General features: G+C 43.5%; 19 protein-coding genes and 1 pseudogene. 10 read left to right on the top strand and 10 right to left on the bottom strand.

Annotated elements, in window-relative coordinates; all coding sequences use genetic code 11:
* Positions 1–5: 5 nt before the first annotated feature.
* Both AC1DXF_RS07400 and AC1DXF_RS07395 read right to left on the bottom strand, forming a co-directional pair.
* Entirely contained in the window at positions 6–344 is a 339-nt protein-coding gene (locus AC1DXF_RS07400; RefSeq protein ID WP_477447692.1) for a PDDEXK nuclease domain-containing protein, read from the bottom strand.
* Positions 263–958, bottom strand: coding sequence for a PDDEXK nuclease domain-containing protein (locus AC1DXF_RS07395; RefSeq protein ID WP_477447657.1), 696 nt, complete (start codon positions 956–958; stop codon positions 263–265). The genes AC1DXF_RS07400 and AC1DXF_RS07395 overlap by 82 nt, the downstream gene beginning before the upstream one ends.
* A 254-nt stretch (positions 959–1,212) precedes the next feature.
* Here AC1DXF_RS07395 and AC1DXF_RS07390 point away from each other — a divergent pair, with 254 nt between their 5' ends.
* The 8 genes from AC1DXF_RS07390 to AC1DXF_RS07355 all read left to right on the top strand — a co-directional run bounded on the left by AC1DXF_RS07390 (position 1,213) and on the right by AC1DXF_RS07355 (position 15,785).
* A complete protein-coding gene (locus tag AC1DXF_RS07390; protein ID WP_477447655.1) occupies positions 1,213–2,304 on the top strand; it encodes a FecR family protein in 1,092 nt (363 codons plus the stop codon).
* 221 nt (positions 2,305–2,525) lie between these two features.
* Positions 2,526–5,804 carry a TonB-dependent receptor gene (locus tag AC1DXF_RS07385; RefSeq protein ID WP_477447653.1) on the top strand — a complete coding sequence of 1,093 codons (3,279 nt, stop codon included), beginning with the start codon at positions 2,526–2,528 and terminating at the stop codon, positions 5,802–5,804.
* Between the two features lie 20 nt (positions 5,805–5,824).
* The gene (locus AC1DXF_RS07380; protein WP_477447651.1) at positions 5,825–7,384 is read left to right on the top strand and encodes a RagB/SusD family nutrient uptake outer membrane protein; all 1,560 of its coding nucleotides are present in this window, start codon (positions 5,825–5,827) and stop codon (positions 7,382–7,384) included.
* 152 nt (positions 7,385–7,536) lie between these two features.
* Positions 7,537–9,588, top strand: coding sequence for a hypothetical protein (locus AC1DXF_RS07375; protein WP_477447649.1), 2,052 nt, complete (start codon positions 7,537–7,539; stop codon positions 9,586–9,588).
* Positions 9,589–9,605: 17 nt separating this feature from the next.
* Positions 9,606–11,093 carry a family 43 glycosylhydrolase gene (locus AC1DXF_RS07370; protein WP_477447647.1) on the top strand — a complete coding sequence of 496 codons (1,488 nt, stop codon included), beginning with the start codon at positions 9,606–9,608 and terminating at the stop codon, positions 11,091–11,093.
* 386 nt (positions 11,094–11,479) lie between these two features.
* On the top strand, positions 11,480–13,453 hold the full coding sequence (locus tag AC1DXF_RS07365; RefSeq protein WP_477447645.1) for an alpha-L-arabinofuranosidase C-terminal domain-containing protein: 1,974 nt from the start codon (positions 11,480–11,482) through the stop codon (positions 13,451–13,453).
* A gap of 138 nt (positions 13,454–13,591) precedes the next feature.
* Entirely contained in the window at positions 13,592–14,596 is a 1,005-nt protein-coding gene (locus AC1DXF_RS07360; RefSeq protein ID WP_477447643.1) for a family 43 glycosylhydrolase, read from the top strand.
* Positions 14,597–14,801: 205 nt separating this feature from the next.
* Positions 14,802–15,785 (top strand): glycoside hydrolase family 43 protein, encoded by a 984-nt coding sequence (locus tag AC1DXF_RS07355; protein WP_477447641.1) that lies wholly within the window; start codon positions 14,802–14,804, stop codon positions 15,783–15,785.
* 7 nt (positions 15,786–15,792) lie between these two features.
* Here AC1DXF_RS07355 and AC1DXF_RS07350 read toward each other — a convergent pair.
* A pseudogene (locus AC1DXF_RS07350) lies at positions 15,793–16,072 on the bottom strand (type II toxin-antitoxin system YafQ family toxin).
* 383 nt (positions 16,073–16,455) lie between these two features.
* On the opposite strand from AC1DXF_RS07350, the gene AC1DXF_RS07345 reads away from it, so the two are divergent.
* Positions 16,456–16,620 carry a hypothetical protein gene (locus tag AC1DXF_RS07345; RefSeq protein ID WP_477447639.1) on the top strand — a complete coding sequence of 55 codons (165 nt, stop codon included), beginning with the start codon at positions 16,456–16,458 and terminating at the stop codon, positions 16,618–16,620.
* A 60-nt stretch (positions 16,621–16,680) separates the two neighbouring features.
* Here the strand turns inward: AC1DXF_RS07345 and AC1DXF_RS07340 are convergent, their stop codons facing one another.
* Both AC1DXF_RS07340 and AC1DXF_RS07335 read right to left on the bottom strand, forming a co-directional pair.
* Positions 16,681–17,079: a hypothetical protein gene (locus AC1DXF_RS07340; RefSeq protein ID WP_477447637.1), complete on the bottom strand. Its 399-nt coding sequence runs from the start codon at positions 17,077–17,079 to the stop codon at positions 16,681–16,683.
* Positions 17,080–17,440: 361 nt separating this feature from the next.
* Positions 17,441–18,250, bottom strand: a complete 810-nt coding sequence (locus tag AC1DXF_RS07335) for a lysophospholipid acyltransferase family protein (RefSeq protein ID WP_477447635.1) — start codon at positions 18,248–18,250, stop codon at positions 17,441–17,443.
* A 205-nt stretch (positions 18,251–18,455) separates the two neighbouring features.
* Here AC1DXF_RS07335 and AC1DXF_RS07330 point away from each other — a divergent pair, with 205 nt between their 5' ends.
* Complete coding sequence (locus AC1DXF_RS07330; protein ID WP_477447633.1) at positions 18,456–18,707, top strand: hypothetical protein; 252 nt, start codon at positions 18,456–18,458, stop codon at positions 18,705–18,707.
* Positions 18,708–18,721: 14 nt separating this feature from the next.
* Here AC1DXF_RS07330 and AC1DXF_RS07325 read toward each other — a convergent pair whose 3' ends face one another.
* The 5 genes from AC1DXF_RS07325 to AC1DXF_RS07305 all read right to left on the bottom strand — a co-directional run bounded on the left by AC1DXF_RS07325 (position 18,722) and on the right by AC1DXF_RS07305 (position 25,289).
* Positions 18,722–20,143 carry a tetratricopeptide repeat protein gene (locus AC1DXF_RS07325; protein ID WP_477447631.1) on the bottom strand — a complete coding sequence of 474 codons (1,422 nt, stop codon included), beginning with the start codon at positions 20,141–20,143 and terminating at the stop codon, positions 18,722–18,724.
* A gap of 152 nt (positions 20,144–20,295) precedes the next feature.
* Entirely contained in the window at positions 20,296–20,487 is a 192-nt protein-coding gene (locus AC1DXF_RS07320) for a hypothetical protein (protein WP_477447629.1), read from the bottom strand.
* Between the two features lie 206 nt (positions 20,488–20,693).
* Entirely contained in the window at positions 20,694–20,909 is a 216-nt protein-coding gene (locus AC1DXF_RS07315) for a hypothetical protein (RefSeq protein WP_477447627.1), read from the bottom strand.
* 33 nt (positions 20,910–20,942) lie between these two features.
* Positions 20,943–21,632, bottom strand: a complete 690-nt coding sequence (locus tag AC1DXF_RS07310) for a hypothetical protein (RefSeq protein ID WP_477447625.1) — start codon at positions 21,630–21,632, stop codon at positions 20,943–20,945.
* Between the two features lie 24 nt (positions 21,633–21,656).
* Positions 21,657–25,289 (bottom strand): ABC transporter permease/M1 family aminopeptidase, encoded by a 3,633-nt coding sequence (locus AC1DXF_RS07305; RefSeq protein WP_477447623.1) that lies wholly within the window; start codon positions 25,287–25,289, stop codon positions 21,657–21,659.
* Positions 25,290–25,305: the final 16 nt, after the last annotated feature.

The following is a 25,305-nucleotide window of genomic DNA, read 5'->3' as shown; positions in this document are numbered from 1 at the left end:
TCTTTTTATTCCAACTGCTTTTTGAGGGCTTCTTTGCTTGGTAATACCGCTTTATACTCTTTGGCAAATATTTGATTGTTATCTTGCGGGAGAGTGAATTCTATAACTGTTCTGTTTTCCTCTTTGCAAAGAATAATACCTATTGTTGGGTTTTCATCCTTGGTTTTTATTTTTCTGTCGTAATAATTTACATACATCTGCATTTGCCCGATATCCTGGTGGGTTAACTTTCCAATCTTTAAGTCGAAAAGTACAAAGCATTTTAAAAGCCTGTTATAAAAAACAAGATCGACAAAAAAGCTATCACCTTCAAATGTGAACCGGCGTTGCCGCCCTTCAAACAGGAAACCTTTTTACCAAGCTCCAACATAAAATGCTCTAACTTATCTATAATGGCGGTTTCAAAATCATTTTCAGAGTATTTACTTTCTTCTTTCAACCCAAGAAACTCTAACACGTAATGGCTTTTAAGCGCATCGGTAGGCTTTTCTATTATTTGGCCTTTAGCCGCAAGTTGTTTTATGCCATTTTTGTCCTTACTTAAAGCTAATCTTTCAAATAACGCCGAATTGTATTGCCGCTGCAATTCTCTTACCGACCAGTTATTTGCCGCAGCTTCTATTTCATAAAAATTGCGTTCATCTTCATTTTTAATTTTAAGGAGCTGGATGTAATGAGTCCAGCTTAAATGAAAGGGTATGGTTAATTCCCCAATCACTGTCTGGGAAATTAATAGCTGATCGAATTCCCCAATCACCGATTGGGGAATTCGATGGCGGTAAATAATATAAAAGCTTCTGATATACTCCATGTTTGAAATGGAATAGCCTCTTCCAAATTCTCTGTTCAATTCCTTACTCAGGCGGGCAATAGTTTCTTTAGCATAACCGGCTCGTTGGCTTCCATGTTGCTCATCTTCTACAATCATTTTACCTATTTGAAAATAAGCAAGGATCATAGCAGCGTTAACATTCCTGACAATATAATGCTGCGTTTCGGCTATTATGGTTTTAATATTTTCAAAAAGTGGGAAGGGATTGTTCTTTGATCTCATTTTTATATGCTGCTATGTCAAAACTACTAAGAATCATTATACCTAATGATAGATGCGGGCAACAAAAGTCTCACGATAATCTTTTTTTAAAATAATTTTCATTTCCCGCCAGGGTGTTTCCATTAATTACAGTCTTTACAGTTAGAGAGACGTAAATAATGATCAACAATATCTGGATACTTATTGGTAAAAAGTTAAGTGGGGAGGCTACCGCCGAAGAGCTGGCCGAACTTGAAGAACTTTTGCGGCAAGGCGGTACCGATTTATATCCGGTTGATTTACTGGAAAATTTATGGCGAGAAGAAAATAAATCAAAAGCCGACGACAAGCTGGAAGCCAAATGGGCTGCTTTTGAAGATAAACTTGATGTAGCCGATAAAGCAGAAGCCGAGGAGTTGGCCCAGTCAGAAAACCTGGAGCACGGTAAATCCAAATCGGGCATTATTAAGTTTCTTAAGTTTTTTTCGATGGTAGTTGCCGCTTGTTTTGCGTTGGTGTTTTTTGTGATAAATAAAAAAGATGTAACAGGTCCTGTTAAGTCAAACCAAATAACCGCTCCACAAAACGGGATTAGTAAAATTCAGCTATCCGATGGCACCAGGGTATGGCTAAACGCCGGCAGTAAACTGGTTTATGATGCCAGCTACGGGCTTGAACAAAGAAAAGTTTCGCTACAGGGCGAGGCGCTGTTTGATGTGGTTAAAGACCCTCAGCATCCGTTTATAGTTACCACATCAACAATCAGCATTAAAGTACTGGGTACCCGGTTTAATGTGAGGGCGTATAACACCGATAAAACATCCGAAGCATCCTTAATACATGGCCGTATAGAGTTAACTATTTTAAAGACTCCCGAGAAAAAGATTATTTTAAAAACAGCTGATAAGCTTACCATTAATAATGAGCAGCCTGTTGTGGCCGGCAAAGCTTTAGCGCCTGCCGAAAATATAACTGAAGAAACTCCATTAATGGTTTTAGGCCAAATTCATCAGGCTAAAAAAGACACTTTGCCTTCGGAGGCGCTGTGGGTTGAAAACAAGCTTGCTTTTGATGCCGAAGACTTTGAAAGCCTGGCCAAACAACTGGAACGCCGCTATAATGTTACCATTGTTTTTAAAAACGACAACCTTAAAAAACTAAGGTTTACCGGAAAGTTTAAAAACGAAACAATAGGTATAGCCTTAAAATCCCTGAAAGCCACCACCTACTTTCATTATAAAACCGACAATAATCAAGTTTTAATTTATTAACCATTAAACCATTAATTAAATAGCCTATGCTTAAATAAGTATCTAAACTGAAAACCAAAAAGCGGAAGAATGTTCCACCATTCCCCCGCTAATACGGTAAAAGTTAACTACCAGCCCTTTTGAAAACCAAATAGTTAAAACAACCTTAATGCTAAATTATGAAAAAAAATGTACCCCGCATTAACCAAGTGCGGTTAAACCAATTTTTGAAGATATTTCTTATGTTTAAATTTATCCTTGCCCTGGTGATTATATCGTCATTTCAGGTTTTTGCAAAAGGATATGGCCAGACAGTTATCAATGTTAATTTCCAGAATGTTACCTTAAAAAAGGCGTTCAAGGAGATCGAAAAAAAATCTGACTACCGCTTTTTGTATAATGACGATATACTGGCAAAAAATGAATTACCCGCCAGCCTTAACGTTGCCAATGCGTCGTTAGACGAGACTATGGCCGCCCTGCTTGCCAAAACCAACCTGGTTTACAAGTTAAGCGAAAATAACCTGGTGATACTGTCAGAAAAAGGCGCCACAGTATCGGTACTTACCGTAACCGGGAAAGTTACCGACGAGGCTGGCCTGCCTATGCCCGGTGTAAGCATCAAAGTAAAAGGAACAGACGCGGGTTCGCAAACTGATGTTCAGGGTAGGTATGTACTCAATATACCTGATGCCAGCGCCAGTAATGTGGTATTGGTATTTTCGTTTGTGGGATATACCACGCAGGAAGTGCCATTAAACGGCGGCTCGTCGCTTAATGTTCAGCTTAAAGCATCGTCAAATTCATTGAACGAGGTTATTGTTGTTGGGTACGGATCTGTAAAAAAGAAAGACCTTACAGGTTCGGTATCGGTGGTAAATGTTGACAATGCCAAAAAAACAGCATCGTATGATGTAGCCAAGTTATTACAGGGCCAGGCAGCCGGTGTAAGTGTACAGGGATCTGGCGAGCCGGGTGGTTTTGTACAAATCAAAATCAGGGGTATATCTACATTTGGTAACAACAGCCCGCTGTTTGTTATTGACGGCGTACCCGTTGATGCCCCGTTTGATTTCCCAACCGATAATATAGAAACCATACAGGTATTAAAAGATGCATCCGCGGCTGCAATTTATGGTTCGCGCGCCGCAACAGGTGTTATTATCATCACGTCTAAAAAAGGGAAAGCCGGCCCTTTAAAAGTCAATTATAACGGTTATTACGGCCTGCAAAATATTGCCAAACGGATGGATGTTACCGATAGGGTAGGTTATCAAAAAATAACCACGGCAGCCGAGCTAAATGCCGGCTTAACCATAGCCCCGGCAAATGACCCTTCAAATGCAGCATTCATTAGTAAAACCAATACCGACTGGCAAAAGGAGATGTTTAAAACCGGCAAAATACAGGATCATAACCTGAGCTTATCCGGCGGGAGCGATGCGGTAAGCTACAACGTTGGCCTTGGTTATTTTGATAACACCAGTACATTATCGGGTCCGCAAAGCTACAAACGCTATAACTTTACAGGCAATTTCCAGGGTAAAAAAGGCATATTTAGCTTTGGCGGTAAAACGGCCTATACCCAATCGCACAAAAATAACCCGGCTATTACAAGTTCGCACGCGGTATTTGGCGGCGGCCTTACCAGCATGTTAACTGCTATACCTACCATGCCGGTTTATGACCCTAACAGGCTGGGCGGCTACGGCGGCAGCGATAATGTAACCCAAAGGGCTATTACCCTTAACGTTATAGGTATGAATAACCTGGTAACCGATTATAGCAACCGTAACAGAATGTTTGGCAATTTTTGGGGCGAATTGGAGCTGGTAAAAAACCTTAAATACAAGGTTAACGTAAGCTACGACCGTACCGATTATGAGAATTTTCACTACGAGCCATCATACGACCTTGGTTTTTACTACCTGAATACCAAATATTACCTTAATGACCAAAACGGTAACGCACATACCGGCCTGGTTGAAAATACCTTATCGTACCAGTTAACCGCAGGCAAACACAAGCTGGATGTTTTAGCGGGTACATCATACCAGGAAGATCATAACCAGTTTGTTACCGGTACTGCTTCGGCAGCGGGCAGCCTTCAATTTTTCACCTTCGGTTCCATTGCCGATCCAACCTCAAAAGGTTTAGCTGGTTATAAAGATGCCAGTACCTTACTATCGTACTTTGGCAGGTTAAACTATAATTATGATAGCCGCTACCTGTTAACTGTAAACTTCAGGCGGGATGGCTCATCTCGGTTTGGGTCCGCTCATCATTATGGTAATTTTCCTTCGGTTGCCGTAGCATGGAATGTGGGTAACGAAAAGGCTTTCCATCTGCCATCATTTATCAGTAGTTTAAAACTAAGGAGCGGTTACGGCTCATTAGGGAATCAAAATTTTGGTAACTACCTTAATACAGGTTATGTAAACGGCAATGCCAGCTATGTTTTTGGTAATACATTGGCCCCAGGAGCGGCTGTTATTGCAGTGGCCGATCCAAATGTTAAATGGGAAGCAACAACTACAGCCAACGCTGCTATTGACTTAGGTGTTTTTCAAGAGAAGCTTACATTTACAGCGGAGTATTTTTATAAAAAAGCAACTGATATTTTAGCCAGTATTCCTTTGCCTTTATCGGTGGGTTCGGTTCCTAATTCAGTAGTAACCAATGCGGCATCTACACAAAACAAGGGCGTTGAGTTTACGGTGAACTATCACGAAAATATTGGTAAACTACAGTTAAATATTAAAGCCGATGTCAGCACGCTTAAAAACAAAGTGTTGAAATTGGGCGGTACCAACAACCCTATATACGGCGCGGGCAGTAAAACAGAAGTTGGCCGCGAAGTGGGCGAACTGTATGGCTTTGTTACCGAAGGCATTTTCCAAAGCCAGGCCGATATTACCAGCCACGCTACCCAAACATTGGCAGCGCCCGGTGATGTTAAATTTAAAGATGTTAACGGCGACCACGCTATAACAGATGCTGACAGGGTATACCTCGGATCTGTTATACCCAAAGTTTATTATGGCCTGAATGTGGGTGCGTCATATGGGAACTTTGATGCATCATTTTTCCTGCAAGGTAGCTCTGGTAATAAAGTATTCAACGGTGTATATCATGATCTAATGGTTGGTCAGTACGGAAACTCATCAACTGCCGAACTGAATTTCTGGACGCCCACTAATACCAATACCAACATACCAAGACCAATCATTGGCGATCCTAACGGCAACTCGCGTTTCTCTGATCGTTTTGTGGAAAGCGGTAGCTATATCAAATTACAAAACGCCCAGTTAGGCTATACCATACCTAAAAATATTTTAAATAAAACACATGTTTTCAGCAGCTTAAGAGTGTACCTGTCTGGTCAGAATTTATTGATCATTTCTAAATACCGTGGCTACGACCCTGATTTTATAAGCGATGGCTTATTTAGCCGTGGCTATGATTATGGATCGTTTCCAAATCCAAGAACGGTTATGTTAGGTGTACAGGTAGGATTGTAAAATTTATTAAAAACAGAGTCATGAAAACAAACACAAAATATTTTATATGGGCATTCGCAGCTGTAGTATGCCTTAGCGCCTGTACTAAGAAGTTAGACCAGGTAAACCCAAATCAGCAAACTGCAGCGTCATTCTGGAAAACGCAGGCCGATGCAATCGCGGGTCTAAATGCCGCTTATGGCAGTTTAATTATTGATGGTACTTATATGCGTTTTACACCGGCTATGCTGGATATCAGGGGCGATGACGTACGCAGTAACAGCCCATGGACAGCATTTTATAATATTGGCCGTTTTGCGTTAGGCACCGCTGATGGCGCAGGCTACGGATGGGCATATGGCGCTTATTACGAAGGCGTTGCCCGTGCCAACCAGGTGCTGGATAATGTGCCCAACATTACAATGGATGCCGGCTTAAAAAGCCGCATACTTGGCCAGGCCCATTTTTTGAGGGGATTATACTTTTTTCACCTGGTTAACTTTTTTGGCAAGGTATCGTTGCCCACCCATTACGTAAAAACCTCGGCCGATTATTTTGTAAAACAATCAACCGAGGCCGAAGGATGGAAACAGGTAGAAGATGATTTTACCGCGGCTGCTGCTTTACTGCCGGCATCCTACACATCAACCAACGGCCCCGATGCAGGGCAAATTGGCCGCGCCACCAAAGGTGCAGCTATGGCATACCTGGGCAAAGCTTTATTGTTTAACAAAGATTTTGCCGGTGCCGCTACGCAGTTTAAAGCAATTATCGACGCAAACGTGTATAGCCTTGTTGCAAACTATAAGGACAACTTTACCGAAGCGAACGAAAATAATTCAGAATCGATATTTGAAGTGCAGTTTTCGCGCGATGCCGGGGGTACAGACCTTGGCTGGGGCGGTGCGCCGGTATCAACCTGGGGCCGTACATCGGCAAGGGCCATTACATTTGCACCGCGTAGTTTTGGGTGGACCGACGTGCAGCCAACGTTTTCGGCATTGAACGAATACCTGATCGAAAAAACGGTAGATGGCAACGTTGATCCAAGGGTTGATGCCACCATTTATTACAACAAGCCCGGCGAGACCTTATATGGCCAATCGTTTTTTGACAGGTACAAGAATAACCCTGCCGATTTGAACGACATATTTTGCCGCAAATATGAAAACGGTGATACCCGTGCCGATGAATTTGACTGGCGTTCGGGCATTAACGAAAGGATTATGCGCTACGCCGATGTGCTGCTGATGTATGCCGAGTGCCTGAACGAGACCGGCCAAACAGCACAGGCTTATCCGTACATCCAGATGGTACGCACCAGGGCTAAACTGCCCAATTTGGCAACTACCAAACCAGGCATGAACCAGGCCCAGATGCGCGATCAGCTTGCACATGAAAGGTTGTTGGAGTTTTGTTTGGAAGGTCACCGTTTTGATGATATCCGCCGCTGGGGATGGCTGCAGGATCCTGCCAAGCTCGCTTTATTAAAATCGCGCGATGCCGAGTTTAATACATACCAGGCCGGCAGGGAATATTATCCTATCCCGCAATCAGAAATTGACAACAATCCTGGTTTTAAACAAAACGCTACTTATTAAGCAAGATTAAGAGTTTTGCAGGGGCACTTGTTTTGCGCCCCTGCAAAAAAATAAAGAATTGAGATCAGGTTACAGCTGTGCCGTTTTTTATAAACGGTGCAGCTTATTTAACTCCAAACAAAATTTTTGCGGTGATAAAAAAACTTTGCTACATGGTTTGCCTATGCCTCCTGTTACAACAACAGGCCAAAGCGCAGTTGGTAAATCAAAAGGAAGCCGTTGTTGATGTTACCATTGATGCAGGCCAAAAAGGACAGGTAATATCAAAACTGGTATACGGGCAGTTTATTGAATTACTGTTTAATTATTTTGAAGGCGGCCTATGGGCCGAAATGCTGGGCGACAGGAAATTCTTTTACCCGGTAAACTCCAACGAAAAATTAACACCCGGCAACTCTCGTAATTATTTAGGCCGGTGGAAGCCGCTTGGCCCCGATGCATTTGTAAAAATGGATAGCACGAACGCCTACACCGGCGAGCATTCGGTTAAAGTTGTTATGGATGCTAAAGCAGCGCACGGTATCCGGCAGGGCGGGCTCACCTTTTTAAAAAATAAGGCTTATGCCGGTTATGTAATTGTTAAAGCCAAAAAAGGCACAATAATAAATATTGATATTGTTGCTGATGATAACTTAGGTAACCTGAACATCGCCCTTCCGGTGATAGCCAGTGGGTTTCATAAATACTCCTTTAAGTTTAGGGCAACTACGGGCAAAGCTACTTTTCAGGTATCGGCAAAAGGCAATGGTTTTTTTAATATCGGCGCGGTTTCTTTAATGCCTGCCGATAATGTACAAGGTTTCAGGGCCGATATTTTACGGGATTTAAAGGAGATGAATTTGGGCATCATCCGCTGGGGCGGTAATGCTTCATCTGGCTATGATTGGCGAAATGGCATCGGCGATAGGGACAAACGAGCCCCCAAATATGATTACGCCTGGGGCGCCATGGAATCAAACGATGTGGGTACAGATGAGTATATGACCCTTTGCAAGTTACTGAATGTGGTACCCTACATAGGCGTGAATGCCGGTTTTGGCGAGGCATATTCAGCTGCTCAATGGGTACAATATGTTAATGGATCTGCATCAACGCCGATGGGTAAACTGAGAGCTCAAAACGGGCATCCGCAATCCTATAATGTAAAATGGTGGGGTATAGGTAACGAGATGTATGGCGAGTGGCAGCTGGGCCACATGCCTATAAAATACTATGCGATAAAACACGAGATTTTTGCCCGTGAAATGAAAAAACAGGACCCATCCATTATCCTGGTGGCATCCGGTGCATCGCCCTTTGAAATGGGCGCTACATCGGTATATGTTAGCCACCCCGAAATTGCACATGTGCCATATAGCTACGGCTCGGAGCAGGATTGGTCGGGCAATTTGCTGGCCCACGATGCCAGGTACATGAATTTTATAGCCGAACATTTATACCCCATATCCGATTCGGCCTACAACGAAAAAACGCAGCGGTTTGATCATGTAAACGATTCGCTGCCACAGCGCATCAGGCGCCTGCCCAACCGCATCAAAGGCGCTGCTGAAGCTTTTGAGCAATACATAAAAACTATTCCCGAGGTAAAAAGCAGGAATATCCTGATGGCAATGGACGAATGGCGTATGAAAGATGGCTGGGGACTGGAAGACGCGCTGGCAACTGCCGAAGGTTTTAATGAGATAGCCAGGCACACCGATATTATCAAAATGTCGGCCTATACATCGACAAGCGCGCCGCTGGGTTTGCTTTACAACGCGACTGCAAGCGCTATGCAGCCCAATGGTCTCACGATAAAACTATATACCGATCATTTTGGCAGTATACCTGTGATGGTAAGCGGCAACGCCAATCAGCCACAGGTTGCCGGTACTACCGGTGCCGACAGGCCGGCTATATCATCTGGTAGCAGCACTTATCCATTAGATGTAATGGCCGCGCTAACTAACGATGGAAAAAAAATAACCATCGCGGTTGTTAACCCTACAAGGCAAACACAAACACTACAAATAAGATATAAAAATATAAGCATTGGTGCCGATGGGCAAAAATGGACTATAGCAGGCAGCGACTTAAAAGCCATCAACGTACCGGGTGCTAAACCAACTATCGGCATTGTGTCATTGGCAGTTAAAAATGCCGGCGAGTCGCTCAGCACCGAGCCTTTAAGCGTAACACTATTTGAACTGAACATTAAACAATAACAAAACCGGGAAATAGCATGATGAAGAAAGCAAAATACCTATTGGCGATAACAGGCCTGGCAACAGTAATGTTATCCTGCTCAAAAAAGGACACGCCTACGCCAACCAAAACGGATACAACTACAACACCGGTAACGCCGGTTGCCTTTGATATCAATTCCATAACGGATACTTATGCCGATATCTCGGCTTTTACTTATTATCCAAAATGGACAGTATACAATGTACACGATCCATCCATCAAAAAATTTGGCGATTACTATTATTGCTACAGTACCGATGTTGGTTTTGGGATCGATGTTCGTTCGGGCCTGCAAATCCGCCGGTCTAAGGATTTGGTGCAGTGGGAGTTTGTGGGCTGGGTGTTTTCAACATTGCCAGGGCAGGGCTCGGCATATATCACTGGCAAGGGCGGTACGCCGTTTAACTCGCTATGGGCACCCTATGTAATGAAGGTAGGATCAGAATACCGGCTGTATTATTCCTTGTCATCGGCCGTAGCACGGTTAAGCGTTATCGGCATGGCGACCGCCACATCGCCTGAGGGGCCATGGACCGAAAAGGGCGTAGTGGTAACATCGGCCAATGACGCATCCATTCAAACCAACGCTATCGATCCAACGGTGGTAACTACAACCGCGGGAGAACAGTATATGTATTACGGTTCGGCGTGGGATGGTATCTATATACTAAAGCTTAACGCCTCAACGGGTTTGGCAGCGTCGGCAGGCGATAAGGGCAAACGTATTGCCAACCGTGGTTTTACAGGCGGCAAATACAACGGCAATATCGAAGGCGCCGAGGTAATTTACAATGCCGATTTAAAAAAATACTTCCTTTTCATCTCCTATGATTGGCTGCAAACCAAATACAATGTAAGGGTAGGCAGGGGCGATAGCCCAACCGGTCCGTTTTATGATTATAACGGGCAGGATATCAATACCAATGTTGATCATGGGCCAATGATTTTGGCGCCATATCAGTTTAACGGCCACGGCGGCTGGCAGGGAACGGGGCATTGTGCCGTATTTGATAATGGCAGCGGGCAATATTTTATGGCGCACCAGGGCCGGCCGGGCGTTAACTCCTATTTCATGGACCTTCATGTTCGCAAAATATCATGGACACCTGATGGCTGGCCGGTGGTATCGCCGGAGCGTTATGCCAATGTTGCCCAAACAGCTATTGCCAATGCCGATATTGCAGGTACCTATGAAAAGATAACTTTAGGTTACCACATTGTTCCGGGTTACGGCACCGAGCAAACCAATCCCGATTTCCAGGTAGCTACCACCTTTAAACTGGATGCAGCCGGTACCATAGATGGCAGCGCCACCGATACCTGGACTTATGCATCGCCATACATCACCCTAAAATACGCTACGGGCGCCACCTACAAATTAAAAGTTGAACGCGAACGCGACTGGGAAAACAAAGTTGCATCAACCCTGATATTTACGGGACTGGATAATACAGGTACGGCTGTTTGGGGGAAGAAGAGGTAGGTAGTAACAAGTTGTAGGACATAGTCATTCTCACTTATAACTCGTTTACCAATTTTCCTGTCATCCTGAGTAACCTTTATTTGCGCACAAACAATTGCATTGCAAATGACACTTTTTTTTTGCAATTGATAGTCAGTTAGTTACAAATGTGTCAATGGCAGGAACGAAGGATCTGTCAGCCGGGCATAACCGATAGAAAAGTTCGCGAATAGGAGATCCTTCGTTCCTCAGGATGACAGTCTTTTATTTTTGAATGTCATTTCCTCCGTCAGAATCGCGGATTTTACAATTCGAAATGATACTTTTTTCTTTTTTAAAATAATGATTGTGAAAATTACACTTATTAATATTTTTTTGTAGTTTTAGCGTACCAATACAAACCAACAATGATCAGGAAAGCTTTTTTTACTTTTTGCGGTGCAGGCATGCTTTTATCGGCACAGGCGCAAACGCCCCGGGTTTATACCATACAGGCCGATAAAATTAAAACACCCATACAAAAAACCATGTACGGTATCTTTTTTGAAGATATTAACCAGGGCGCCGATGGCGGTGTTTATGCCGAATTAATAAAGAACCGTTCGTTTGAGTTTAACATGCCGATGATGGCCTGGGAAGAACATAAAAAAGACGGCGGCGACGGCCGGGTAGAAGTAATTAACCGCGCTACAGAAAGGCCGGAAAACCCGCACTTTATAAAAGCTTACGTAACATCAGAAACAGGATCTTTTGGTTTGGAAAATGAAGGTTTCCGCGGTGGCACCGGCATTAAAGAAGGCGAAACCTACAGCTTTTCGGTTATGGCCAAACAAGATGGCGACAACAATGTAAAGCTCAATATAGAATTGCATGGCGATAACGATGCCATCATAGGCAAAGCCGAACTGAATGCACCCGATAAGGCCTGGAACCGTTACAGCGTAAAATTCACCGCGTCGGCCACAGCAAAAAAAGCTAAGGTTTATGTTTGGCTAACAGGCAAAGGCGTTATCGACCTGGACATGATTTCGTTGTTCCCCGAGCATACCTGGAAAAACAGGCCGGGAGGCTTACGCGCCGACCTGGTTCAAAAACTGGCCGATATTAAACCAGGCTTCCTGCGTTTCCCCGGCGGATGTATTGTAGAAGGCCGCGAGCTGAGTACCCGTTACCAATGGAAAAAAAGTATTGGTGATATTGATAAACGTACCAACATTATTAACCGCTGGAACACCGAATTTGCGCATCGCCCGGCGCCTGATTATTACCAGACTTTTGGTCTTGGCTTTATGGAATATTTCATGACAGCCGAAGACATTGGCGCATCGCCGCTGCCTATCCTGAACTGCGGCATGGCCTGTGAGTTTAACACATCCGAAATGGTTCCCTTGGATCAGCTTGATCCTTATTTGCAGGATGCGCTTGATTTAATTGAATTTGCCAACGGGGATGCAACTACCCAATGGGGCAAGCTGCGTACCGATCTTGGTCACCCCGCCCCCTTTAATTTGAAATTGATTGGTGTGGGTAATGAGCAATGGGGCCCGCAGTATATTGACAGGTGGAAAATATTTACCAAAGCCATTAAAGAAAAATATCCCGATGTGAAAATTGTATCGGCCTTAGGCCCTTTCCCTAAAGGACCAGAGTTTGATTTGCTGAATAAAACTTTCCGCAGCCTGGGTGCGGATATATTGGACGAGCATTATTATGCGTCGCCAAAATGGTTCAGGGATAATGCCCGCCGTTATGATAACTACGACCGCAAAGGGCCAAAAATATTTGCCGGCGAATATGCCGCGCAAAGTGTACAAACCGGCAGCCCCCTAAACAAAAATACCTGGGAATGCGCCCTGGCCGAAGCAGCCTTTATGACCGGCCTGGAGCGTAACGCCGATGTAGTGAGCATGGCCTCATACGCCCCGCTTTTTGCCCATGTTGATGGCTGGCAATGGACACCCGACCTGATCTGGTTTGATAACCTGAAAAGCTACGGTACGCCAAACTACTATGTACAACAATTGTTCTCGCTAAATAAAGGTACCGATGTAGTGCCCCTGATGCTGGGCAATGAATCTGTTGCCGGGCAGGATGGCTGTTATGCTACCGCCAGTTTGGATAAAAACACCAATGAGCTGATCATCAAATTTGTGAACACTGCCGCTACTGCCCAAAATGTAAGCTTTAAAATAAACGGCGGAAACTACCAGAAAAAAGCTACCGTGATAACACTGCACAGCGAAAAAGGCAGCGACGAAAACTCGTTGGATAACCCAACAGCAATAAGTCCGGTGCAAAGTACCATGGCTGTGAACGGTAAAGCGGTAAATGTTAACGTGGAGCCAAATACGTTTAAGATAATTAGGTTGAAGAATAAGTAAAACCGGTTATGATGATTATGTCATTATAAGGTACGAAGCAATCGCGAACTATGCAGGTCCATTAGGCAAAGTTCGCGATTGCCGCGTAGTTCCTCCTCGCAATGACATAATGTATTTGTGGGGTTAACAAACATTATTTTGAAAAAACTAACCATAGCCATCCTTTTAATAACCTCCTGCATTATCACCCATGCGCAGGAGTTAAAAACCGATATATCGGTGCATGATCCGGTGATCATGAAGCAGGATAGCGCGTATTACATATTTTGCACCGGCATGGGTATTGGTATGTGGTCGTCGGCAGATAAGGTGCATTGGAAACGGGAGCAGCCCGTGTTTGCAAGTGCGCCACAATGGGCGGTTGATGCCGTCCCCGGGTTTAAAGGGCACATATGGGCACCGGATATTTCGTATTACAATGGCCTGTATTACCTGTTTTATTCGGTATCGGCATTTGGAAAAAATACGTCGGCCATTGGCGTGGCTACTAATACCACTTTACATCCCAATGATCCTGCCTATAAATGGGTTGATCATGGTAAGGTGGTCCAATCCATCCCCGGGAAGACCAACTGGAATGCTATCGATCCTAATTTAATTACGGATAAAGATGGCACGCCTTACCTGGTATTCGGCTCGTTTTGGGATGGACTGAAATTGGTAAAGCTTAATAACGACAGGTTAAGCGTTGCCGAAAATATAGATAATATCCCAACCATTGCAACGCGCAGAAAATCAGTTAGCGAAAACCTGCCCGCTGTGGACGGCAACCCGGTTGATGCCGGCGGTAACGCCATTGAGGGCCCTTTTATTTACAGACACGATAAATATTTTTACCTTTTTGCATCGATAGATTATTGCTGCAAGGGGCCAAAAAGCACTTATAAAATGATCATCGGCCGTTCAAAAACGTTAAAAGGCCCTTACCTTGATAAAACCGGCCTGGCCATGAACAAAGGCGGCGGCAGCATTTTATTACAAGGCGATAGTAACTGGTATGGCGTAGGCCATAACGGCGTTGCGCACTTTGATGGCGACGACTATATCATATACCATGGCTACGACGCGGCAGACAGGGGCATATCCAAATTGCAATTAAAAAAGTTGAAATGGATTGATGGATGGCCGGTGATGGGGGAATAGTAAAAAACGCTAAATAAGAAGTAGCGTCATTGCGAGTATCTACCAGGTAAAACCTGAAAAAAAACGTTATGACGTGTAACGAATATAGTTAAACGAATGTTCTAAACTACCGTCATTGCGAGGTACGAAGCAATCCCGAACTATGTGAGACTTAGCATATCGGGGATTGCTTCGTGCCTCGCAATGACGCTTCATGTAACACATTATGAAGACATCAAAATACCTGCTGGCATTATCATTAACATTATGCTGCCTTGCTTCGGCACAAGCCCAAACCGTAAAATCAGATACGATTATCCATGCCGATGGCAACCCAATCATCCGCCACGAGTTTACGGCCGATCCCGCTGCGATGGTATACAAAGGCAAAGTATACCTGTATACCGGGCACGACGAGGCCCCAACCAACCATAACGGCTACGTAATGCATAACTGGACGTGCTTCTCGTCACCAGATATGGTTACCTGGACGGAGCATCCATCGCCGATGAACGTGAAAGATTTTACCTGGGCGCGGGATGATGCCTGGGCATCGCAGGTGATTGAGCGCAATGGCAAGTTTTACTGGTATGTAGCGGTTGAGCATGCCACTATACACGGCAAAGCCATTGGTGTAGGTGTAAGTGACAGCCCAACCGGCCCCTTTAAAGACGCCCGCGGAACGGCCCTGGTTACCAACGATATGACCAAAACCGTTAAACACTCCTGGGACGATATTGACCCCTCGGTTATTATTGATAAAGATGGACAGGCTTACCTGTTTTGGGGTAACGGCATTTGCTATTACGCCAAACTAAAACCCAACATGACCGAACTGGAGGGTGAAATTAAAACCATCACCCTGCCGCATTATACCGAAGCGCCGTGGATCCATCAACGTAATGGCTGGTATTACCTTTCGTATGCCTACGAGTTTCCGGAGAAGATAGCCTACGCCATGAGCCGCAATATCAATGGCCCCTGGGTTTATAAAGGCATCATCAACGAAATTGCCGGTAACTCCAACACCAACCACCAGGCTATCATCAACTTTAAAGGCAAGGATTATTTTATATATCATAACGGCGCCCTGGTACCCGATGCCGGCAGCTTCCATCGCTCGGTGTGTATCGATTATTTGTATTACAATAAAGACGGTACAATAAAAAGAGTGGTGATGACAAGCGAGGGGGTGAAGAAGGTTAAGTAGGCTACGGTTAAAAAAGATCGGAATGTGTGCCGGTGCGCACCAGTTCAAGAAGCATTATTTGTTCATTTTCGTCCCAAATAAGCAGCAGATCTGGTTTCACGTGGCATTCCCAATAACCTATAGTCGCCGCTGAGTTTATGGGCATTGTGTTTTTTTGATAGTCCGCTGTGCCCTTTTTCAGCAAGCGTAGTAATAACCTGTTGCAATAACTGTAAATCTTTAACAGATCGTTTTTTAAGCAGTTTCAGATCTTTTAAGAATTTTGTGGAAGTAACTATTTCAAACATTTTCCTTGATCAGATACTGCCGAACAATTCATCTACACTTTTATATTTCCGTCCTTTTCCGGCTTTGAGTTCCGCCATAGCAGCAATAGTATCCGCATTTGGAGTACCGGATTGTTTTTTTACTTTAACAGTCACTCCAAGTTCCTTTAAAAATTGCTTAACAAGACGGGTTTTATTATCCGGTACATTTATTTCAAGTATTTGCGTAATAAACTTTTTGCATTTAATACAAATTTACTGAAATGAAACGAGTTTAATATTCAGATAGCATATTTTTATCACCTTGAGCAGCATTACAATTACTTTAACTTCTTAAATGCCTGTGTTAAATATTTCACTGGTATTTTCCTTAAATTTGATAAAGATATTTAATGCCTTAAGTCATGGAAAAAGCGAAGCAATCATTTGATCAGGCCGAATTAGAACTTTTAAAAGAAGGTTTAAAGCGAAGCTATAAAGGGCGTTTTGAAATGGCTACCCGTTTATATAAAATACAACAAGCTACCAGCAAAGCTTCAATAACTCATAAACCATTTATCAATAAATAATTAAAATTAAGGGATGATATCTAAATTTGTTTAATCCCGGCTATCTAACGACAGTATCACTCACAATCCTTTAAACATCCCATCTATTTGTTGTTTGGTTATATAGTCAAGATTATATAATTCGAATTTTGTAGTTGCCGAAGTAAGGATCAGGCCTCCCCGTATTTTCTCAATATTATAGGTTCCGGTATAAATTTTTATCGGCTCAAGTAGCGAATCGATATTTTTCTTTTTTAAAATAGAGTCGCGTTTGAAAGCATATGTTTTTATTAAGACAGAATCGTGTTTTAGCAAAGACTCTTGTTTGAGACTATCAATCGGGAACAAGGCATCGTTGTTAAATGTTGCCGCATCAAAGTTGATCGTCAGTTTATTATCATCAATCACCCATTTGCAGGGAATATCCTCGGTAAGTATTCCGGGGAAACTAACGGTAGAATCTTTGACGTTAAAATTCAAATTATAATTGGCTTCGTATCCAACAGGAACGAAAGCCACCCGAAAGCTTTTGCTGTTTATTTTAATGGGGGCACCCTTAAAAAATGCTTTATTAATAAGCCACTGACCCGATAAATCCTTTTGATCTATTTGATTACAGGCACAGCAGATAACGGAAATAAATAAAAAAAGTATAGTTCTTGTCCGCATACTTAGTGTGTAAGATTTTGGTGAAACAGCTAAATATAATAATTAAAAAAGCTGTTTAATCCAGAAATACACCATAAATTATCTATTCTATCGGTATCATCATAAATAACTCTATTGATGGATTAAAGTGATAACCGCGAAGGGGCGAAATTGGTTATTTGAGAAGATGACATTATGCAGCCTCCTCTTTTAGCCCATAAGTTTTGGCCCTTAGTATCGGCAATAGTTCCTCGTTTTTTTGCTGTGTCTGAAAATTGCAGGGCGATATGGGTTTACCTATGCGCACGCGCAACACCATTCCTTTTTTATTAAAAAGTTCGGCGGGTAACATGGCGGTTTGGAGCGAAGGGTGGATGTAACGCAGCAAGCTGAAGCCTAAGCCATTGTCACCATGGAAATATATGGGCAGCACCGGGGCTCCCGCTTTGGCAATAAGTTTTCCAACAACAGGATGCCATTCCCTGTCTGTAACGCGTTGCGTTTTAAAATCAAATGCCGAAACTTCGCCTGCCGGGAAAATGGCAACAGGGGTGCCATTGCGTAGCTGGCCCAACGTGTTTTTTAGTCCGCTGATGCTTGAACTGTCTCTAATTTTTTCGAATGGATTAACCGCTATAATATAATCGGCCAGGTTGGGCACCCGTTTAAGCAGGAAGTTACCCATAAACAAGGTATCGGGCCTGCGCGACACCAATAAATTAAGCAGCGCCAATGATTCTACGGCGCCGTAAGGGTGGTTGGCAACCGCGATAAATGCACCTGATGCAGGTATATTGGCCAGGTCCTCTTCATCAACCCGGATGGTAATACCCAAAAAATCGAGCACAAAACCGGTAAACTCAACACCCGTTAACGTACCTGCCTGTTGCATCATGTTGTTAAAGGCATCTATTTTTATCAGCCTCATTAAAAGCGCTGCCAAAGCGGGAACCCTGGCGGTGCCGGTTGCTTTTATCATGTCATTTTTGCTGATCAAACTCATTTGGCAAAGGTACTTCCCTGATGTAAAGTAATGCCCCGGTTATTGTTATGCTTTACGCCGATAGAATGCGTAGTGATAGCAGCGCATACCCGTCGGTGAAACTGGTAGCTAAAATATCTTAGGTCAATTTATCGCCAGAAACAGATTAAATAAAACATGACATTAACCAAAGTATCTGCGGCATAATAATCGCGATATTTATTGCATGGATTCAAAAATATTCTCCTATAAAGCCGATGGTATTGTGCTGGAGCCTGTAGACGACCAGCTGAAGTTAAGCCCCGTGTTTGATCGCAAGGAACTTGTTGAGAAGATAAAAGATATTTTAAAAGCAGATGGTTTTAAGCTTGACGAACGCAGCCTTCAGTTTAAAATTGAGGATGGGCAGCTTTTTATACAGGGCCTTGCCGGCAAGGAGCAGGAAGCCAGGTCTATCGGTTTCTTTGCCGGAAGTTAATGCCAGGGTACATGTCACGACGAGCGGTGGATTCTTGATACCGGTTTTTTTGCCGGCTCGCGGGGCTTTCCTTGTACCAGGTGCGCGTGCGCTTCGGCGTGTACTAATTTTAAACGGAGCCAGTTGGTAAGCCGGTGATGTAACGGCACCAGCACTGCAGCAAGCGCTACAAGTATAGCTAACTCAAGCACAGGTAAATGATTACTGATACGTTGAACAAAGGGATGGATAAAAAGGGTAATAAACTCAAAAACAAGCAGCAGGGATAACACGCTCATAAATTCAATAACCTTACGGTGGGTACGGCCCTTACTAAGAAAAAGGAGCACCAAAAAGAAAACCGGTATAAAAATGGCGATGCCTACTAATTGCAGGTTGATAAGTCTTTCTTCGGCTTCATGCCTTTTTTGTTCAGCAATCTCCTGCTGCCGCAATGCTTCGTTAAAGCTTAGTGTTTGTACCTGCTTAATTTTCTCGATGCTAAACATGCTGTCTTTTGCGGCCATTGCCGTTTTTAAAAAAAGCAGTTCCAGGTGCTCATTTGATGCCTGGTATATTTTTGTGAGTAAACTGCTTGCGGTAAATATTGCGATTGGATAATGGGCTTTTTGCGCTGCTTCTAACCCTTTTTTTGCATAAAGCGCGCTTGAATCTGGTTGGTTTATATCATTATATAGCGCAGCCAGGCTGTTGTAGGTATCTGCCAGGCCACCCTGATCGTTGTTTTTCTCAGCATTGTTTAAGCTTAGCCGGTAGTATTCAATTGCAAGCGACCGGTGGTTCATTTTATAGTGAATATCGCCCAATATTGATAAGGTATTTGATAAAGAACCCTGATCGCCCAGGTTTTGTTGCAGCGCATAGGCCTGCATCTCGTACCCCAGGGCAAGGTTCACTTTATTCAATTTAATATAGCTGTTGCCTATATTAGATAATATGGTGCTTAAAAATTTGTTGTTATGTGTTGATTCGGCAATGGCCTTTGCCTTAAAGTGGTAGGTAAGGGCTTTCTCATCATCATTTTGATCGGAATAGATGATGCCGATGTTATTGAGGCAGGCCAGCTCGCCCGGCTGGTCTTTTTTTTCTTCCCTTATTTTTAAGGCGCCCAGCAACAGTTCAAGCGCACGGTCATATTTGCCGTTTTTCCATAACACAACGCCCATCCGGTTTAAGCTATTTGCCTCGCCCGTTTTATAACCGATGTTTTTTGCAATAGCAAGGGCCTGGCCGGCATATATTAAAGCACTATCGGCATTAGTTGCCTGCACCAATAAACTTTTCTTAACTAACCGCGCAATTTGGCTGGTGTCGGTTTTGCTGTTTTCTGCAGATAGCGTAAACGCTTTATTACTTTGATGTTGCCCGCAGGAAAATGACATGCTGGCTGTCAGTAAGCCTATCAGTGCAATTTTAACAACGGACTGTATTTGCATCACCTGGGGGCTAACAAAAGCTCAATATTATTGTCGATTCCTTGTTGAAATTTAACCTTTATGAAAACTTATTGGCTAAGGGGGCACAAAAGTGCATGGCCCATCATGTATGACAGGTATTGAATTTTGCATCCCGCAGGGAAAGTTTCAACCTAACCTATCGGGGTGTTTTTGCCACCAACCAACGAAGTAAAGCCAAGCTGCTCTCCCTCGTTTTCTTCATTCTTTTTAAGACCGTCAGGCAAATCGTTATCAAACGAGTTGCCTGTAAATTCGCTTTCAGGCAAGGCACTGTCAGCATCGTCGTTCAGCTCATCAGGATCATTTTGATTAAATAAATTCATGGCTGTTTTTTTAATATTTATGGAAGCCAGTTAACCGGTTTTCTATTAAAAATAACCATAAAGTGTATGATGGGCAAGTTTTTGCTGTTTTTGCGCACATAGTGTGAAGTAACTTTACACTATGTGTGCAATTTTGGTTCTCTGTGTAAAAACAACGACTGTAGTTTTTTATTTTTAGACAGGCTCATTCATTTCATTTTAACGGTTTATCGGGCTATTTTATCCCTGATGCGTTTAAATAGCCGCTCGCTCTGCCCAGCGTCAGTCTCGTTATCAGTGTTAAACCAGGCGGTTATGGTATTTACATAAAATGCATCGGCTTTGTGGCTTTTTACCCGGCTTTCAAGTGTTAAAAGCTCATCGGCAGTTGCCTCGCCGATGTGCTTTTTAATAGTAAGGTTTAGGAGTTGTTTTTGGTGCATAACCTGAGCAGTAATTTGCTAAATAATAAGGGCCTATGGCTTTACTTTGTCCCAGGCATCGCGGTTAAAGGCTACTACCTTAACAATGTTACCGGCAGTATCTTTACTGAATTTAAGCGGAAACCCGCGCTCTTTATTTAAAAACAGCAGATCGTTAAGCGGCATAAAACTAATCTCCTGGTTATCCCAAAGTTGCTTTAGCAGCAAGCCATTTTCTGTTGCCGTAAGCTGTAAAAATAAATTTGTTTTGCCTTCCGGCCGGTATTTGCCTTCAACTGCTTTTAGTTGCGCGGCGCTCAGTTTAACCTCAACTATTGGCGGTACATTTTTAACCCTGGCAAAATATTGCCGGCCGGCCAATACAGCCTGGGTTATTTCGCCTGCTTCGTTTTTTGAAAAAACAATTGTCGATGTTTCGTCACCGTCGGCATCGGTTACTTCAAAACTCAGGTCGGATTTTCGGGAGAGTAAAAGCGCGGTTTTATTGTTTAACATTTTTGCCACCAGTTTACCGTTATAAATATAAATCTGATAGCTCATATACTCGTTTTCCTTAAGCTGATAAATTCCTTCAAAGGCCTTTAACGGCGTATCAGCCATAATTGGGGCTTGTTGTTTTATCGGTGTGGCCATTACGGGGGCAATTGTAATAATACCCCGCATAAAGGTTAATACTGCAACCGTGGTTACAAAGGTTTTGATTGTTACCTTTAAGTTTTTCATTTTTAAGTTTTTAAAATTGGCGGGTTAAAAATCTTTTGAATTATCACCCATTAAACGGTCTATCAGTTTATTATAAGGGTCGATGCCTGCGTTTACGGGCTTACCTTTTACAATCGTGGTTATAGTGTGCTTACCGGCGGTAAGCTTGTGCCGTTTGAGGTAAAGGGGGCTGGTTACCAACCGGCCTTCCTTGTTGGTTGTATTGGCCCCAAACACGCCGATATCTATATAGTCGTTCATGTTTTTGGCCTCGATATCATTGCCTTTGCTATCAATCCAAACTTTACCTACGTTTACGGTAAGGGTAACCTTATATTCGTTTTTGTTGCCGGTTGGCGCCGATTTTAAATCGATCAGTTTATTATCGTAAAGCGTTATTTTTTGCCAGCTATCCGTCAGGTAATATTGTAACGAATCGGGCACATGCTTTTGCAGATAGCGGTACAAATCATTACTACCCGCATAAGGCGGCTTGCTTTTAAATGCGTAGGCATTTTTAAATTCGCGCAGCGCGTTGTTCAGGCTGTCTTCGCCCATCAGGTCTTTTAGGGTGTATAATACCAGGCCGGCCTTGCCGCCCCATAAGTACCACTTGTCGGCTTTTATCAGGGGATGTTCCTTGTCTTCCATCCGGTGCCTGATAAAGGTGTAAAAGCTCACCTGGTCATACAATATCCATTTCATATTGTCTTTGCCATACTTTTGCTCGGCCAACAGCAGGGCGCTATAGCTGGCCAGGCCTTCGGGTATTACTAATGAGCCTACGGTTGCGTTTGGTGCAACCTGGTAGCGCCACCATTGCTGTGCCAGCTGGCGGCTGGTATTAAAATATACAAAATCAAACTGGTTGGGGTTTTCAAAATTGGCATTCCAGGCATAGCGCTCGGCATAAGTATCAAGCGTGCTTAACGAAGCATCATGCGGACCAAAATCACTGGTTTCGGCCAGGCGGATATCATTGAAAGGGTAAGGGCCAAATGCCTTTGAAAAATAATGCAGGCCATCTTTATATGCCGCCATTATGCGGTTGATATTGGTATTATGCGCCGGGTGGTAATAAATATCTACATTAACCTTATGGTCAAGCTGTACGCTATCATGCCGGTTTGCATACCTTGCCGATAGGATGGCCAGCGGGGCATAAAAATTATTGCCGGTGTAGTGGTAATAGTTACGGCCATTTTGCTGCCAGTGTTTTTGCAGGTAGCCAGGGGCTACGGCGGTTTGATTGGCCGATGTACTTATAGTAATATCAAGATTTAGCAAGCCGGATGATTTGCCCGATTTAAGGGTGCTGATACCTACCGGGTCGTTTTGCGCTATTTCCTCCTCTTGCTTCTCGGGCAGCCCGTTTTTTTTGCGCACGTAGTTGCTGTTTTCCTCGTCGTCATCATCATACCCCATGCCAGGGAGGCCGCCGTTAAAAAATGTGCCGTTGTGCAGCAGGTTTTGAGCGTACAAGCCATTTTCGAAGCCTTTATGTGCAATGTATGAATTGACCTCGAACACGGCCGAATCGCCGGGGGCCAAAGGCTTTTCAAACTGGTATAACCTAAAGTCGGCCGTATCCTGTTTGGGCCTGAACCAATTGAACATACCCCGTTTGTACAGCAGCGGATAGGTAAAGGGCACGGGCTTGCCGGCTATTTTTATACTATAACCGGTAACGTCATCGCCATCTAACAATAGTTTTTCAATTGGTTTATCGGTAGGGTTAAAAACAGTTACAAAGGCTTTTACAATTTCCTGCTGCTTATCAGGATAAATATCTGCAAACAGCTTTATCCCGGTAACCTTTGGTAATGGCAGGCTGGCGTATTTTTTTAAAGATTTTTCGTAAATAATAGCCCTGTCTTCGTTTTCGCCCTGGGTTAAAAAGTTGTTCAGGTAGCTAATGTTGTAGTAATTGTAAGCGCCTACAGCCAAAAAAGCTATGCCCACAACTGCGGTAAAAAGTTTTGTTTTGCTATCAAAGCGTTGACCAACTAATTTTAGCCTTTCTTTAAATGAACTGGTAACGCCACGGTAATAAAACAAAGCGGCTATAATGATAAGCAGCCCGCCAAATAACAGCCAATACAGGTTAAACCAGTATATAGGTGCCTGCATGTGGCCAATGCCATCCATGTCTGATACACCGTACCAGGGAGTGTATGAGTAAATGAGCAGGTTATAATTGAATATCCCGGTAGTATTTAAAAAGAAAACCAACACCCAAATAGCTACCCCAGCGCCATGCGCCACAAACTTGTTATTGATGACCACATGTACCACATATGCAAAAATCACCATCTCCAGGAAGCGCGGCATAATTACCGTAAACACGTACATTAAAAAGAACGACAGGTTATATTGATGGAAGCCCTTTATGGTTTGCACAACCAATCCCGTTATCAGCGGTACCAGCGATAGCCCGAAACCAAGTACCAGCAAAGCCAGGAGTTTTGAACCATTAAGCACCCAGTTTGGCGGCGGTAAGGAATCGTTGATAAATGCATAACGGGTAATTTTGTCGCGGTGCAAGGTTTCGCCGGTGTAAAATATGATGATGAAGAAGATGAAAAAGGGGAAAACATCATTAAATATGGCCATTAAAATTACCGTGCGCGGGAAATAGGCAACCCCATAATCATTCATACCCAGCCAGAATACAAAACCCAGGAAGCCCATTCCGGCCAGTAAAATTATCCAGAAATAATTATCGCGGATGATGTTGGTAAGTTCTACCCGTGCAAGGCTAAACAAGGTTTTGCGGTTGTAGGAGCCAGTAAAACTAATATTGGCCTTTAATACCAATGCCCGTTTTGTTTTTGAAACCACATCGTCAATGGCTGCTTTATCGCGCTTGCCGCTAAAAAACCTTTCAAAGCTGAACCGTACGTAGGTAAATATCAAAATAACCAGGCCAACTCCTGTCCATATCAACCTGTTGGCCAAAAAAGCACCGGTAACCGGGAACAGCATCGTGTTTTTTTCAGCCGATGTGGTAATGTTGGACATGAAGCGCACGGCGCTGATACCAAAGGGATCGGCATTAATAATTACTGTGGCATTACTGGTATTTTGCAGAAAGAAAACAGAAATAAAATATCCTAAAAACAGCAGGATGCCACCGGTATAAATCACCTTTACATTCCGTGTAAGTGCTACCAGGCCAAAAAATAACGACGAGGTAAAAAACAGGTTGGGCAGGGCCATCACCAAAAAAGGGTGCAGGTAATAGCTTAATTTATTTGGGCCGTATTCTTTCGCGTCTTTCCAGCCCATGGCCGGGCCAAGCTTTGTGCCTATGTAAGCCCCGATAATAATGGAACTGGCTATAAAAAGCATAAAAACAAAGCTGCCCAGGTATCTGCCCCAAAAGTAACCTGCCTTGGTAATGGGGTAGGTGAGGTAATAATCTTTAGTGTTGTTTTCAATATCGCGATAAAGCGGTTCGCCCATAATTGATGAGCTTACCAGCATCATAAACATGGTAATACCCGCACACCATAAAGTCAATACAAACGGCGCGTTAATGTGCTCCTTATCGCCCAGGGGTAACCACCCGTGGGCAAATGTTGTGATGGTAAATACAAGAATGGCGGCAAAATAAAGATAAACCGCGGGCCTTCTGAGGCGGTTTTGCACCTCGAAAATGAATATTTTCCGAAACATAATATTTTGTTTTTAA

Source organism: Mucilaginibacter sp. P2_A5 (assembly GCF_056404995.1).
This window is presented reverse-complemented; position numbering and strand designations above follow the sequence as displayed.